This is a genomic window from Streptomyces sp. NPDC058741 (assembly GCF_042746715.1).
Lineage (GTDB): Bacteria > Actinomycetota > Actinomycetes > Streptomycetales > Streptomycetaceae > Streptomyces.
On record NZ_JBHYQH010000023.1, the window covers coordinates 54,006 to 68,447 of the forward strand.

Sequence of the window (14,442 nt, forward strand, 5' to 3'; positions counted from 1 at the left end):
CAACTTTCGGAGACCCCATGCCCTCCAGCCCGTCGCGGCCGACGCCCAGCCGGCCGGCCCCCTGCCGCCCGTCGGGGCGGCCGGGACGCCGGGACGCCGTCTGACGCTCCGCCCACCGCAGACCCGGCCCCGCACCACCAGGCCCCGAGAGTTCTCGACAGAAAGAGCAGAATGCCCCGCTTCAGCATCGTCGTCCCGTCCCATGGGGTCGCGGGCCGGCTGTCCCAGGCGCTGGACTCCGTCCTCGCCCAGTCGTTCGGCGACTTCGAGCTGATCCCCGTGTGCGACGCCCCCGACGTACCGGCCGCGGACGTCGCCGCCGAGTACGCCGGGCGGGACTCCCGGGTGGCGCCGGTGCACTCACCGCCGTCGGCCGGGCTGGCCGGGGCGCGCAACACCGGGCTGCGGGCGGCGGTCGGCGGCCATGTGCTGTTCCTCGACGGCGACGACGTCCTGGTCCCCGGGGCGCTGGCGGCGCTGGACGCCCGGCTGGACGCGGTGGGCGACGTGGACGTCCTGTACACCGAGCACGAGCGCACCCCCTGGTGGGCGGGCGCGCCCACCAACCCGGCCGCCGCCCTGCTGGCCGGGGCACCGGACGGGGCCTTCTCCCCCGACCGGGCCCCGCGGCTCACGGGCGTGGCGCTCCCGGCGTGGAGCGCGGTCTACCGCCGGGCGTTCCTCGTGGAGCAGGACATCACGTTCCCCGGGAACCACTTCACCGACGTCGGGTTCGGCGGGCTGGCCGCACTGCGGGCGGAGCGGGTGGCGGTCCTGCGCGCGGTCGTCGTCCGGCACCTGCTGCGCCGGCAGGGCAACCGGCTCAACCTCCCGGGCGGCCACCACACCGAGTTGCTCGACCAGATCGAGCTGGTGCTGACCCGGGCCGCGCGGGAGGGGGTGCCGGCCGCGCGGCTGGAGCCGCTGTTCGAGCAGCTCTTCGCCGCCGTGCTGAAGACGGCCGCGCATCCCCGGCGGCTGCCGTCCGGGCGCCGTGCCTTCTTCCGCCGGGCGAGCGCGCTGTACCGGCGGCACCGCCCGGCCGGCCACCGGCCGCCCGGCGGCAGCCTCGGCGTCCAGCACCGGCTGCTGGCGTCCGGTTCGTACGCGGCGTTCCGCGCCCTGCGCGCCGCGAACCGGCGGACCGCGCGGGCCTCCGCGCTGCTGCCCCGCCCCCGGGGCCTGCGCACCCGGCTGCGGTACGCGGCGGCGCTGCGGCTCCCGCTCGACGAGAACCTCGTCGTGTACTGCGCCTACTGGGGCCGCGGCTACGCCTGCAACCCGGCCGCGATCCACGCCAAGGCCCGCGAACTCGCCCCGCATCTGCGCGCGGTGTTCCTGGTGGAGCCGGACGCGGTGGGCAGCATGCCGAAGGACGTGGAGTACGCGGTGATCGGCAGCCGGGCGTACTGGGAGGTGCTGGCCCGCGCCAAGTACCTGGTGAACAACGCCAACTTCGCGGACGCCGTCGTCAAGCGCCCCGGCAGCGTGCACCTGCAGACGCAGCACGGCACGCCCCTGAAGAAGATGGGCGCCGACCAGGCGGAACACCCCGTGGTGGCCGCGGCGACGGGGAGCATGGCGAAGCTGCTGGCCCGCGTCGACCGCTGGGACTACAACCTCACCTCCAACCGGCACTCCACGCAGATGTGGGAGCGGGCGTTCCCCAGCGCCCACGAGACCCTGGAGTACGGCTATCCGCGCAACGACGTGTACTGCACCGCGTCCGCCGCGGACGTCGCCCGCGTCCGCAGGGAACTGGGCGTCCCCGACGGCAGGAAGGCCCTGCTGTACGCCCCCACCCACCGCGACCACGCCACCGGCTTCGAGACGGGCCTGGACCTGGCGGAGTTCTGCGAGGCGATCGGCGACGAGTACGTGCTCCTGCTGCGCGCCCACTACTTCTACGACCGGGGGCCGGGCCGCGGCGCAGGCGGGGGCCGGATCATCGACGTCACCGGGCACCGCTCGTCGGAGGACGTGTGCCTGGCGGCCGACGCGCTGATCACCGACTACTCGTCGATCATGTTCGACTACGCCAACCTGGACCGCCCGATCGTCGTGTACGCCGACGACTGGGACGTGTACCGCGAGACCCGGGGCGTCTACTTCGACCTGATGGAGTGCCCGCCGGGCCGGGTCGCCCGTACGCCCGGGGAGCTGGCGGCCGTGTTCCGCGACGGCGGCTGGGCCGACAGGTCCGCCGCCGCGCTGCGTGCCGCGTTCCGGGAGCGCTTCTGCCAGTTCGACGACGGGCGCGCCGCCGAGCGCGTGGTGCGCCGGGTGCTGCTGGGCGAGCCGCCCGAGTCGATCCCGCCCGTGACCCCGCTCGCGGAGCGGGTCCCGGCCCCCGCGGCCGCCACCCTCCTGAGGAGCTGACCGAAGACGTGCCCCGCTTCAGCATCATCGTCCCCGTCTACAACGTGCAGGGCTTCCTGCACGAGTGTCTCGACTCGGTGCTCGGCCAGTCCTTCGGCGACTTCGAGGTGATCGCCGTGGACGACCGCTCGCCCGACGGCAGCGGCGCGATCCTCGACGAGTACGCCGCCCGCGACGCCCGGGTGCGGGTGCTGCACCTGCCGGAGAACGTCGGCCTGGGCCGGGCCCGCAACGCCGGCCTGGAGCACGCGGCCGGCGACTACGTCCTGTTCCTGGACAGCGACGACCACTACACCCCGGGCCTGCTGGCGGCGGTCGCCGCGCGGCTGGAGACGACCGGCGACCCGGACATCCTGGTGTTCGACCACGTGCGCACCCACTGGTGGGGCCGGGGCGGGCGCAGCGAGGCGGCGGACCTGCTGGCCGCGGCGGGCCCGGACACCTTCTCCGTCCGGGAGCGCCCGCAGTACCTGAACCTGTTCCTGGTGGCCTGGAACAAGGCCTACCGGCGGTCCTTCCTCCAGGCCCACGACCTGGGTTACGCGCCGGGGCTGTACGAGGACGCGCCGGTCACCTACCGGTCGATGGTGCTGGCCGACCGGATCGCCTGCCTGGACCGGATCGGCGTGGAGTACCGGCAGCGGCGGCAGGGCGCCATCACCAGGACGCCGGGGCGCCGGCACTTCGAGATCTTCCGGCAGTACGAAGGGCTGTTCGCGTTCCTGGAGGAGCGCCCCGACCTGGACTGGGCGCGTCCACTGCTGCTGGAGCGGGCGCTGGACCACATGCTGTTCGTGCTGGCCCGCGAGGACCGGGTGCGGCCGGCCGACCGGGGCGACTTCTACCGCGAGATCCGCGCCTTCCACCGGCGGCACCTGCCCGAGGCCGGCTTCGCGGCGCCGGACGGCTGGCGCGGGGTGGAGATGCGGCTGCTGGCGTCGGCGCCCTACGCCTCGTACGCGGCGGTGCGCGGGCTGCGCGACCTGCGGGCGTCCGCCCTGGCCGGGCAGCGTAAGGTGGCGCGCAAGGCCTCGGACACCGCCCTGCGCACCTGGTACCGGGGCCATGCGAAGCGCCCCCTCGATCCGCACCTCGCCGTGTACTCGGCGACCCACCACCGGGGCGTGAGCGGGGATCCGGCCGCGATCTACGAGAAGGCGCGCGAGATCGCCCCCCACATCCGGGGCGTGTGGGTGGTGCGGGAGGACGCGGTGGACGCGCTGCCGCCCGGGGTCGCGCACGTGACGCCGGGCTCGCGGCGCTACCACGAGGTCATGGCGCGGGCCACGTACTGGGTGAACAACGTCAACTGGCCGGGCACCCTGGCCAAGCGGCCCGGCAGCGTCCACGTCCACACCCATCAGGGCACCCCGCTGAAGTACATGGGCGCGGACCTGCTGACCAAGCCGGGCGCCCGATACGGCTTCGACGTGCCGCAGATGCTGCGCCGGGCCGACCGCTGGGACTACAGCCTGGCCGCCGGGCGGCACGCGGAGCGGGTCTGGGAGCGGGCGTACCCGTGCCACTTCACCTCGCTGCGCACCGGCAGCCCGCGCAACGACGTCCTGGTGGGCGCCGGTCCCGAGCAGGGCCGCGAGGCGCGCGAGCGGCTGGGCGTCCCCGCCGGCGACACGGTCGTGCTGTACGCGCCGACCCGCCGCGACTACCGGCGCGGGGGCCACGTCGACCGGATCGACCTGGCCCGGTTCGCCGCCGACCTCGGCCCCGGGCACACCTTGCTCGTCCGGCTGCACCCCTCGCTCGCCGGAGGTGTGGCGCGCGGCCTGGGGCTGTCCGACCTGCACCGGCGGGGTGTGGTCGTGGACGTCACGGACGCGCCGCACGTCGAGGAGGTGATGCTCGCCTCCGACGTGCTGGTCACCGACTACTCAGCCCTGATGTTCGACTACGTGCTGCTGGACCGGCCGGTCGTGGTGCACGCCGACGACTGGGGCGCGTTCGCCGCCAGCCGGGGCGCCTACGTCGACATCACCGCCGATGCGCCCGGGCACGTGTCGCGCTCCTATCGGGAGCTGGCCTGGCTGTTCGCGTCCGGCACCTGGCGGGACGCGGAGGCGGCCCGGCTGCGGAGGGGCTTCCGGGAGCGGTACTGCGAGTTCGAGGACGGGGGGGCCGCCGAGCGGGTCGTGCGCCTGCTGATGCTGGGCGAGCGGAGCGGAGCGCTGCTGCCCGCGCCCCGCCGGGCCGACGGCGCCGACGCCCGGACCCGGGCGCTGGCCGCGCGATGAGGACTCCCGCCGGCCCCGAGGCCGCCCCCTCCCTGCCCGGTCAGCGGGCCCCCTCGGCCCGTCCCCCGGCCCCCGCCGAACGGCTGCGTCCGGCGCACTGGTGGCACGCGGCCCTGGTCGCCGTGCCCACCGCGGCCCTGTTCGTGCTGGGCTACCGGCGCCGCTGGATCTGCGACGACGGGCTCATCTACCTGCGTCCGGTCCGGCAGATCCTGGCGGGCAACGGACCCGTGTTCAACGTCGGGGAGCGGGCCGAGAGCTCGACCGGCACCCTGTGGCAGTGGCTGCTGGCGCTGGCCACCTGGGTGACCGGCGAGGACCCGGCGTTCCTGGCGGTGGGGCTCGGGCTGGTGCTGAGCACCGCCGGGTTCGGGCTCGCCCTGACCGCCACCTGCCGGCTGCACCGGAGCGCGGGGCTGCTGCTGCCCGCGGGCGTGTGCGTGCTGCCGGCCGTGCCGCCCTTCTGGTCGTACATGACCTCCGGTCTGGAGAGCGGTCTCGGCGCGTTCTGGACCGGCCTGTCGTGGTGGCTGCTGACGCGTACCCGGCACGGTCAGGACGCACGGGTGACGTACGCGGCGGCCTTCGTGTTCGGGCTGGGGCCGCTGGTCCGGCCCGATCTGGCGGTGGTCACGGTCTGCTTCCTGGCGGCGCAGTGGTGGGTGCTGCGGCCGCCCGGGCGGGCCGCCGCGGCGATGCTGGCCTCCGCGGGGACGGTGCCCCTCGCCTACGAGGTCTTCCGCGCCGGGTACTACGGGATCCTGGTGCCGCTGCCCGCGATCGCCAAGGAGGCGAGCGCCAGCGACTGGAGCCGGGGCGCCGGGTACGTGCAGGAGACGCTCGGGCCCTACTGGCTGTGGCCCGTCGTCCCGGTGCTGGGCGCGCTGGCCGTGCTGCTGGTGCGGCGCACGAGCGGGCAGCGCGGGGACCGCGTCCCGGGCCGCGCGTCCCTCGCGGTGCTGCTGGCGCCCTTCGCCGCGGGCCTGCTGCTCGCCGGGTACGTGGTCCGTGTCGGCGGCGACTACATGCACGCGCGCATGATCCTGCCCGCGCTCCTGCTGCTGCTCCTGCCGGTGCTGGTGGTCCCCGCGAACCGGGTCACCGGTGCGGCGGGCGCGCTGCTGGTGGTGTGGCTGTGCGCGGCCCTCAGCCCCCTGCGCACACCGTTCGACGTGCGCAGCACGCCCGGCTCCTTCAACGTGCGCAGTTCCGACGTGGAGGGCCTCGGCGACCACAACCCGGTGCGCACCGCGACCTGGGTGGACAACTGGCCGGCGCTGCCGGAGGGCCGGCGCATGCTGGCGGAGGCGGTCCGCTCGCCCCGGCCGACGCTGCTGTACTTCGACGGGGAGCGGCGGCTGCACGCGACGCCGATGCGCGCGGACTCCCCGTACCACGTGGTGATCGTGGGGCGTCATCTCGGCGTCACCGGGGCCGCAGCGCCGCTCGGCGCCTATGTCAACGACGCCTGGGGCCTGGCCAGCCCCGTCGGCGCGCATCTCGCGCTGGAGCGGTGGAGCTGGCCCGGGCACGAGAAGTTCCTGCGCAACCACTGGGTCTTCGCGGAGTGGGCGGCCGACCGTCCGCCGGAGCGCGACCTGCTGCGCGCCGGGGCCTCCCGGGAGACGGTGGCGGCGGCCCGGGCCGCGCTGGACTGCGGGCGGCTCGCCGAGCTGCGGGAGTCGGTGCGCGCGCCGCTGACCGCCGAGCGGTTCTGGCACAACCTCACCGGGGCCTACGAGCGGACGCGGTTCCGGTTCGTGCGCTGGCCCGCGGCGGCGGAGCGTGCGCTGTGCGACGGCCGGTCGGCAGGTGGGCGAAGCGGCCTCACCCGATGAAGTGACGCCGGGTCAGGGGGCGCGGGCGGGCGGGAACATTCGGCGCATGCCCCACAACCTCGCACTTCCCCCCGTCCTGTGAGCGCCCCGAACCTCGTCCGGCGGACGGTGCGCGGCGCGACGGCGCTGCGCGGCGGCCGGTACGGGCGACCGACCCCGTACCAGGTCTTCGGCGCGCTGTTCTGGCTGGTGATGACCCTGGCGTACTGGCGGGTGCCGCTGTGCTGCGACGCCGGGCAGCACGCGGCGGTCGTCGAGCGCCTCAAGGCGGATCTGCTCCATCCGGCCCACACCATGGCGGACCTGCCGGGTGAGGGCAGCCCGTACTACGGGCCGTACGCCGTGGCGCAGGGCGTGCTGGCGCGGCTGACGGGGCTGTCCGGCTGGGAGGTCGTGAAGCTGGCCGGGCCGGTGCACCTGCTGGTGCTGCTGACGGGGCTCGGGCGTTTCGTGCGGACCCTCAGCCCGCGCCCGTGGGCGCCGGTGCTGGCCGTGCTGTTCATGACGCTGCTGTGGGGCACCACGCGCATCCTGTGGAGCGGCTACCTCGGGCTCATGCCGATGACCGTCAACCTGGGGTATCCGTCCGCGCTCGCCATCGGCCTGACGTTCTGGGCGTGGGCCTGGACGGCGAGGCTCGCGCACGACGACGCCCCGGCGGTGCGCTTCGTCGGCCCGAGCGGCCTCGGCGCCTGGTGGGGGTACGCCGGGGTCGGCGTCCTGTACGCGCTGATCCTGCTCACCCACCCGGTCACGGCGGCCTCGGCGCTGACCGGGGCGGTGGCGGTGGTGGCGGCCCGGCAGCGCGGGCGGAGCCGGGCGGTCCCGGCGCGCTGGGCGCTGGCCGGGGCGGTGTGCGCGGCGGTGGCGGTGGCGTGGCCGTACTACGACGTGCTGGACCTGGTGGGCGACACCGGGCTGGACGCGATGCACCGGCAGCTGTACGAGCGGATGCTCGCGAACTCCTGGCTGGCGCTGGCGGGCCTGCCCGCGCTGTGGGTGCGGGCGCGCCGGTCGGTGCGTGATCCGCTGGTGCTGATGTTCCTGCTGGAGTGCCTGCTGCTGGCGTACGGCTGGGTCAGCGGGCACTACACCTACGCCCGGGCGCTGTGGGCGGGATTGGTGCCGTTGCAGTGCGCCCTGGCGGTGGAGCTGGCGGCGCCCCGGCCCTGGGGGCGGGCCCGGCGGGTCCTGGGCGGGGCGGCGGTGGCCGCGGTGTGCGCCGGGTTCCTCACCGTGCACGCCGGGGCGGTCGTGCCGCGGTCGGTGGATCCGGTGGGGTTCGCGCAGCCGACGCGCTGGCCGTCGTACGACTGGGCGGCACGGCACATCGGGCGGGGCGAGGTGGTGATCACCGACGGGTATCTCGCGAGTCACGCGATCGCCGGGTACGGGCCGAACCTCGCCGCGCCCATCTGGCCCGACCCCGCCCTCGACGAGCGGGAGCGTCGGCGCCGGGCGGCCGACGTCAAGGCCTACCTCGCCCCCGGGTCGACCCGCGCCGAGCGTGCCGCCGTCGTCCGCCGCTACCACGTGCGCTGGCTGCTGCTGACGCGCTGGCACCCGCTGCCCGAGGAGGCGGTGGTGGTGGCGTGGAGCAGACGGACGGGGGAGGTGCTGGCGCGGGTCGGGGGGTGAGACGCGGGGCGGTTACTCGATGACGAGGTCGACGTCGATGTTGCCGCGGGTGGCGTTGGAGTACGGGCAGACCTGGTGGGCCTGGTCGACGAGCTTGCGGCCGGTCGCCTCGTCCACGCTGTCGGGAAGCTCCACGCGGAGGGTGACGGCGAGGCCGAAGCCCTCGCCCTGCTTGCCGATGGAGACCTCGGCGGTCACGGCGGCGTCGCTGACGTCGACCTTGGCCTGGCGGCCGACGAGGCCGAGGGCACTGCCGAAGCAGGCCGCGTAGCCGGCGGCGAAGAGCTGCTCGGGGTTGGTGCCCTGGCCGTTGCCGCCCAGCGCCTGCGGCATCCCCAGCGCCAGGTCCAGTACGCCGTCGGAGCTGACGGTGCGGCCCTCGCGGCCGTGGGTGGCGGTGGCGACGGCGGTGTAGAGCGCGTCCATGAAAATCCTTCCCTCTCACACGTCACGGTGCGGCGGCCCGCTTCCGGGCCGCCCGACAGCCACAATTAGAGCACACAATTAAGTTGTGTGCAATCAAATTGGGTGCCCGAGCTACCCTGGACGCATGAACACGCCGGACGACGACTGGCTCCGCCTGGACCAGCAGATCTGCTTCTCCCTGCAAGCGGCCTCCCGCGCCTTCAACGGCGTCTACCGCCAGGTCCTCAAGGACCTGGGGCTCACCTACCCGCAGTACCTGGTGATGCTGGTGCTGTGGGAGCACGGCGCGCTGCCCGTCAAGAAGCTCGGGGAGCATCTGCGCCTGGACTCCGGCACGCTGTCGCCGCTGCTCAAGCGGCTGGAGGCGGCGGGTCTGGTGACCCGGGAGCGCAGTGCCCGCGACGAGCGGTCGGTGGAGGTGCGGCTCACGCAGGAGGGCCGGGCGCTGCGGGGGCGGGCGGTCGAGGTGCCGCGCCGGATCGCCTCCTCGACCGGTTTCGACGCCGCGGAGATCCGCGCCCTGCGCGCCCGCCTGGACGAACTCACCTCCGCGCTGGACGCCGCCGCCCTCGCGGACGCGCCGGGCGGCCCGGCTGCCGGGCCGTCGTAGCGGCGCCGGGCGGCACATCGGCCGGGCCGGGCGGCACGTCGGCCGGGCCGGGGGGCACGTCTGCGGGGCCGGCGGGCACGTGGGCCGGCCCCCGCCGGACGTGGAGGCGCAGGACGACGCCGTGCCGGACGTGTTCCTCGCGGACGGTGAAGTCGGCCGCCAGCACGGCGAGTTTGGCCCGTTCGACCGGGTCGGGCGGCGACCAGCGCGGGTCGAGCACGGACGTCTCGGCGACGACCCAGACGCGGTCCACCGCGGCGAGCCGCCGCCGCAGCTCCCCCGGGGTCGCCTCGCGGCCCCACAGCGTCCCGGAGCGGGGCGCCGACTCCCGCAGCGCGATGTCCCGCACCCGCCGGAACCCCTTCGGGTAGGCCAGCGCGGCGAGCCTCCCGACCGACGGCACGAACAGCACCGGGTCACCGGGGCGCATCCGGTGGACGGCGAGCGCGGAGACCACGGCGAGGTTGTCCGGGCGGTGCGCGGCGGACCGGTCCTGGCGGTGGACGGGCAGCTGCTGCAGGAAGGCCGCGACGAGGGCGAGGGCGCCGGTGACGCCCAGCACTGCGTGCACCTGCCGGCGGCCGACCCGCACCCGCCGCCCCTCGCACCGCACCCGTCCCAGCGCCCCGGCCACCCGCCCGGCCCCGGCGGCGACCAGCAGGGAACCGCCCGCCAGGGCGTACAGCACGTACCGGTCGTGGTAGAGCGGCCGGACCTGCGACACGGTCAGCAGGAGCGCCGGGGGCACGAGCAGCAGCGGAGCCGCGACGGCCGCCAGCCGCCGTTCCCGGAGCCCGGCCGCCATCAGCAGCAGGGACGCCCAGAACACCGGCCCGGTCCGGACGGGCACGACGTTCCGCGCCAGCCCCTCGACCCGGTCCCACCCGGGCTCCACCAGCCACGCCACCTGCCCGGCCTGCCCCCGCGACACCCACACCAGCGGCAGCAGCGCCACCACCGCGGCCGCCGCCGCCCGGCCCCAGCGGAACCACACCCGGCGGGGCACCCGCATCAGCGCCAGTGTCGCCGCGTGCGCGCAGAGCACCAGCACGGCCAGCTCGTGCAGCACACAGGTCAGCGCGACGACCGTCCCGTACGGCCACCAGGCCCGCGTCCCCGCCCCCTCCACGGCCCGTACGAGCAGCAGCGTCGCCCCCGCCGCCCCGGCCGCGACGAGCGCGTAGGAGCGTCCCTCCTGCGCGTAGTGGCCGGTCATCGGGGTGATCGCGTAGAGGAGACCGGCCCACAGGCCGGCCCGGGGTCCGGACAGCCGGACGCCGAGGGCCGCGACCAGACCGGCGGTGAGCGTCGCCGCGCACACCGACGGCAGGCGCAGGACGACCTCGTCCTGGTGGACCGCCAGGACGGCGTGCATGAGCAGGTAGTACAGGCCGTGCACCGCGTCCACGTCGTGCAGCAGCCGCCAGATCTGCGGGACCGTGCGCTGCGCGACCTGGTAGGTGACGCTCTCGTCGCCCCACATGCCGCCGCGGTCCAGCCCCCACAGGCCGACCGCGAGCATCACCGCCATGGGGACCGCCACGGGCACCACGTCCCCGCCGAACCGGCCGCTCCCCCTCGACTGTCCGATCGTCACGGGCCGATTCTGCGCCGTTGGATCCGTATGGATGCGTTTAATGGTGTGTTACCACTTTCATGTCATTCGACCGGCTTAGGATCCGCCGTGATGCATGCCGAGACGGACGCTGAGAGGGACGCCGTGAGGCGTGGGGCGAGCCCGCTGGCCGGGATCGCCGTCGTGGTCATCGGCTACGACGACGCCGCCCACGTCGCGGACGCCGTGCGCTCCGCGCTCGACCAGGGCCCGGCCGTGCGGGAGGTCGTGGCCGTCGACGACTGCTCGGCCGACGGCAGCGCCGACGTGCTCGGCCGGCTCGCCGCTGCGGAGCCCCGGCTGAGGGTGATCCGCCGCCGGGCCAACAGCGGCGGCTGCGGCACCCCGCGCAACACCGGCCTCGACGCGGTGACCTCGCCGTACGTGATGTTCCTCGACAGCGACGACGTCCTGCCGCCGGGCGCGGCCGACGCGCTCCTCGACGCGGCCCGGGGCGCGCAGGCGGAGGTCGCGGGCGGCCTGTGCGTACGCCGGGAACTGCCCTCGGGGCGCGAAGTGCCCTGGCAGCCGCGCCTCTACGCGCTGCACGCCGCGGTACCGCACCCCGCGGGGCGGCCCCGCCTCGTCCACGACACCCTCTGCGTCAACAAGCTGTACCGCACCGCCTTCCTGCGCGAACACGGCATCCGCTTCCCCGAGGGCCGCTTCCCGTACGAGGACGTCGTCTTCACCGCGCGCCTCCTGGCCGCCGCCCCGCGGATCGCGTTGATCCCGGACCGGGTCTACGTCTGGCACGTGCGGCGGTCCGCCGAGCGGCTGTCGATCTCGCTCGACCGGGCCGGCGTCGCCAACTGGAAGGCCCGCACGGAGGCCTGCCGGCAGGCGTACGAGATCCTGCTGGGCGCCGGGCAGAAGGACCTCGCGCGGGCCGCACGCGCCAAGTTCCTCGACCACGACCTGCGGATGTACCTGCGGGAGCTGGGGTTGCGCGACAGCGCGTACCGGCGGGCGTGGTGGGAGCTCACCCGGGCGCACCTCGCGGAGTACGACGCGGACGACTGGGCCCGCAACCCCGCCGCCCCGGGCCGGCTGGCCGGACGGGTCGTGCTGGCTTCCCCGGAGCCCCGCGACCTGCCCCGGCTGCGGGAACTGGCCGCGCGGCCGGCCCGCCTGCGCCCGCCGTACGCCCGCGCCGCCGACGGCACGCCCGTCTGGTCGGCCGGCCTTCCCCAGGTCTCCCTGGAGCCCCTGCTGACCGGCCCGGTGCGGGCCCTGCCCCTCGCCGTCGACGCGGCACTGCGACCCCGCGCACACGGCGCCACCGTTGTCCGGCTGCGCCTGCACGAGCTGTACGGGCGGGTGGCGCAGGCCGGACCGGAGACGGTGGAGGTGCGGTGGGCGCACCGGGACGACGGGAGTGTCGTGGCGGGGGGCGAGCGCGCGGTGCTCACCCCGGGCGCCGGGCCGCAGGGGGCGGGCGAGACGGACGGGTCCGACCGGTCCGACGGGACCGACCGGTCTGGCGGGACCGACAGGACCGACAGGACAAACCGAACCGACAGGACCGAGCTGACCGAAGGCGAACCGCACGACGTCTGGTCGGCCGAGGTGGCGGTCGATCTGGCGGCCCTGGCCGCGGCAGGGGCCGGCACCTGGGACCTGCGGCTGCGGCTCCGCTTCCGTGACGGTTCGCGCCGGGACGTCACCGCGCACGCGCTCACGGGCGCCGGGCTGCTGCGCCGTCACGCCGTCCCGAGCGCCCGGCACGGCGTGGTACTCGTACAGCCGTACGCCACGCACTCCGGCGCCCTGGCGCTGCGTCTCGCGCCCGGCGTGCGCGGCGTCCTGTCGGTCGTACGCGGCCGGCTGCGCCGCCTGCTTCACTGAGATCCGACGGGACGCGCACACTGTGCGCACCGCGCACCACGCACCACGCACCACGCACCACGCACCACGCACCACGCACCACGCACCACCACAGGCCACCGGACGAGGGGACGGCCGCGAATGACCTGGTTGATCACCGGCGGCGCCGGCTACATCGGCGCCCACGTCGTACGGGCGATGACCGCGGCGGGGGAACGGACGGTGGTGTACGACGACCTCTCCACCGGCACCGCCGACCGCGTGCCCGACGGAGTGGCGCTGGTGGTGGGCTCGACGCTGGACACCGAGCGGCTCACGCGCACGCTCGCGGACCACGAGGTCACCGGCGTCGTCCACCTCGCGGCGAAGAAGCAGGTGGGCGAGTCGGTCGAGCAGCCGCTGCGGTACTACCGGGAGAACGTCGAGGGCCTGCGGCTCCTGCTGGACGCGGTGACGGCGGCGCGGGTGCCGTCCTTCGTCTTCTCGTCCTCGGCGGCGGTCTACGGCATGCCGGACGTGGATCTGGTGACGGAGGAGACGCCCTGCGTACCGATGTCGCCGTACGGCGAGACGAAGCTGGCCGGCGAGTGGCTGGTGCGCGCGACGGGCCGGGCGACGGGGCTGGCGACCGCGTCCCTGCGCTACTTCAACGTGGCGGGCGCGGCGGCCCCCGAGCTCGCGGACGCCGGTGTGTTCAACCTCGTCCCGATGGTCTTCGAGAGGCTGACGGAGCAGGCACCGCCGCGGATCTTCGGCGACGACTACCCGACCCCGGACGGCACCTGCGTACGCGACTACATCCACGTCGTCGACCTGGCCGAGGCCCATGTCGCGGCCGCGCGGGTGCTGCGCTCGCGCCCCGGCCGGGATCTCACGCTCAACATCGGGCGGGGCGAGGGCGTCTCGGTCCGGGAGATGATCGACCGCATCGGCGCGGTCACCGGCCACGACCTGCCCCCCGCGGTCGCCCCCCGCCGGCCCGGCGACCCGGCCCGGGTCGTCGCCTCGGCGGACCGCGCCGCGACCGAGCTGGGCTGGAAGGCCCGGCACGGCGTCCAGGACATGATCACGTCGGCCTGGGAGGGCTGGGTGCGGCTCCACCCAAAGGCCCGCCCCTGACCGGCGCACACCGCCGCTCCGCGCGGCGGGCCCCGTCCTACAGCTCCCGCAACCCCGCCGCCGTGGCCCGGGCCAGCGCTTCCAGGTAGCCCTTCGGGAGCTTCGGGGCGCGGATCACCACCGAGCGCCAGTACAGCGGCCCGGAGATCAGGTCCAGGGCGAGGTCGTGGTCAAGGCCCTCGCGCAGCTCGCCGCGGCGCTCGGCCGCCGTCACGATGCCGGTGGCGACCCCGTCCTGCCCCTCCCGCAGGGCCTTCTGGAGGGCCTCGGCGATGTCCGGGTTGCGGGCCGCCTCGGCCTGGAGGTCGGGGAGGACCTGCGAGGCGACGGGGTGGCGCAGGGCGCGGGACGTCACCTCGTAGAGCAGGCGCAGGTCGCCCTCCAGGGAGCCGGTGTCGGGCACGGGCAGGCCCTGCACGGCGAGGGCCGAGACGAGGTCCAGGACCAGGTGCAGCTTGGAGCGCCAGCGGCGGTACACCGCCGTCTTGCCGACACCCGCCCGGCGCGCGATCCCCTCGATGGACATCCGCGCGTATCCGACGGCCGCGAGCTCCTCGAAGACGGCCGCCCGGATCGCTTCCGTGACGTCCTCGCGCAGTACGGCCGCCCCCGCGGGGGCCCGGCGGCGCGGGGGCTGCTGGGGCTCGTCGGGCTTCGTCGTCATGCCGACAGCATAGGGCGCCACGACGAAACGGTTGCGTCCCGACGTTCTTCCGTCGTACGCTCCCGTGACGACGATAC

Annotated in this window: 10 protein-coding genes; 7 read left to right on the forward strand and 3 right to left on the reverse strand. The window is 75.3% G+C overall.

Features of this window, described 5'->3' with window-relative positions:
• Positions 1-171: 171 nt before the first annotated feature.
• The 4 genes from ACFW6P_RS19750 to ACFW6P_RS19765 all read left to right on the forward strand — a co-directional run bounded on the left by ACFW6P_RS19750 (position 172) and on the right by ACFW6P_RS19765 (position 8,104).
• Entirely contained in the window at positions 172-2,379 is a 2,208-nt protein-coding gene (locus tag ACFW6P_RS19750) for a CDP-glycerol glycerophosphotransferase family protein (RefSeq protein ID WP_386424268.1), read from the forward strand.
• Positions 2,380-2,387: 8 nt separating this feature from the next.
• Positions 2,388-4,628, forward strand: coding sequence for a CDP-glycerol glycerophosphotransferase family protein (locus ACFW6P_RS19755; RefSeq protein WP_386424269.1), 2,241 nt, complete (start codon positions 2,388-2,390; stop codon positions 4,626-4,628).
• Positions 4,625-6,466, forward strand: a complete 1,842-nt coding sequence (locus ACFW6P_RS19760) for a hypothetical protein (protein WP_386348650.1) — start codon at positions 4,625-4,627, stop codon at positions 6,464-6,466. The genes ACFW6P_RS19755 and ACFW6P_RS19760 overlap by 4 nt, the downstream gene beginning before the upstream one ends.
• A 78-nt stretch (positions 6,467-6,544) precedes the next feature.
• The gene (locus tag ACFW6P_RS19765; protein ID WP_386424271.1) at positions 6,545-8,104 is read left to right on the forward strand and encodes a hypothetical protein; all 1,560 of its coding nucleotides are present in this window, start codon (positions 6,545-6,547) and stop codon (positions 8,102-8,104) included.
• Between the two features lie 12 nt (positions 8,105-8,116).
• Here the strand turns inward: ACFW6P_RS19765 and ACFW6P_RS19770 are convergent, their stop codons facing one another.
• Positions 8,117-8,530, reverse strand: a complete 414-nt coding sequence (locus ACFW6P_RS19770) for an organic hydroperoxide resistance protein (RefSeq protein ID WP_356445712.1) — start codon at positions 8,528-8,530, stop codon at positions 8,117-8,119.
• A 124-nt stretch (positions 8,531-8,654) separates the two neighbouring features.
• On the opposite strand from ACFW6P_RS19770, the gene ACFW6P_RS19775 reads away from it, so the two are divergent.
• Positions 8,655-9,140, forward strand: coding sequence for a MarR family winged helix-turn-helix transcriptional regulator (locus tag ACFW6P_RS19775; RefSeq protein WP_386424272.1), 486 nt, complete (start codon positions 8,655-8,657; stop codon positions 9,138-9,140).
• Here the strand turns inward: ACFW6P_RS19775 and ACFW6P_RS19780 are convergent.
• Positions 9,073-10,671 (reverse strand): glycosyltransferase family 39 protein, encoded by a 1,599-nt coding sequence (locus ACFW6P_RS19780; RefSeq protein WP_386424297.1) that lies wholly within the window; start codon positions 10,669-10,671, stop codon positions 9,073-9,075. The two genes, ACFW6P_RS19775 and ACFW6P_RS19780, sit on opposite strands and share 68 nt — an antisense overlap.
• Positions 10,672-10,827: 156 nt before the next feature.
• On the opposite strand from ACFW6P_RS19780, the gene ACFW6P_RS19785 reads away from it, so the two are divergent.
• Entirely contained in the window at positions 10,828-12,603 is a 1,776-nt protein-coding gene (locus ACFW6P_RS19785; RefSeq protein WP_386424274.1) for a glycosyltransferase, read from the forward strand.
• A gap of 120 nt (positions 12,604-12,723) precedes the next feature.
• Positions 12,724-13,701 carry a UDP-glucose 4-epimerase GalE gene (gene galE, locus ACFW6P_RS19790; RefSeq protein ID WP_386348661.1) on the forward strand — a complete coding sequence of 326 codons (978 nt, stop codon included), beginning with the start codon at positions 12,724-12,726 and terminating at the stop codon, positions 13,699-13,701.
• Positions 13,702-13,738: 37 nt separating this feature from the next.
• On the opposite strand, the gene ACFW6P_RS19795 is transcribed toward galE, so the two are convergent.
• On the reverse strand, positions 13,739-14,365 hold the full coding sequence (locus tag ACFW6P_RS19795; RefSeq protein WP_386348664.1) for a TetR/AcrR family transcriptional regulator: 627 nt from the start codon (positions 14,363-14,365) through the stop codon (positions 13,739-13,741).
• Positions 14,366-14,442 lie beyond the last annotated feature (77 nt).

Coding starts and splice junctions, on each gene's coding strand:
- ACFW6P_RS19785 (WP_386424274.1), top strand. CDS start 10,828: ATGCATGCCGAGACGGACGCTGAGAGGGACGCCGTGAGGCGTGGGGCG.
- ACFW6P_RS19750 (WP_386424268.1), top strand. CDS start 172: ATGCCCCGCTTCAGCATCGTCGTCCCGTCCCATGGGGTCGCGGGCCGG.
- galE (WP_386348661.1), top strand. CDS start 12,724: ATGACCTGGTTGATCACCGGCGGCGCCGGCTACATCGGCGCCCACGTC.
- ACFW6P_RS19770 (WP_356445712.1), bottom strand. CDS start 8,530: ATGGACGCGCTCTACACCGCCGTCGCCACCGCCACCCACGGCCGCGAG.
- ACFW6P_RS19775 (WP_386424272.1), top strand. CDS start 8,655: ATGAACACGCCGGACGACGACTGGCTCCGCCTGGACCAGCAGATCTGC.
- ACFW6P_RS19780 (WP_386424297.1), bottom strand. CDS start 10,671: ATGGCGGTGATGCTCGCGGTCGGCCTGTGGGGGCTGGACCGCGGCGGC.
- ACFW6P_RS19760 (WP_386348650.1), top strand. CDS start 4,625: ATGAGGACTCCCGCCGGCCCCGAGGCCGCCCCCTCCCTGCCCGGTCAG.
- ACFW6P_RS19795 (WP_386348664.1), bottom strand. CDS start 14,365: ATGACGACGAAGCCCGACGAGCCCCAGCAGCCCCCGCGCCGCCGGGCC.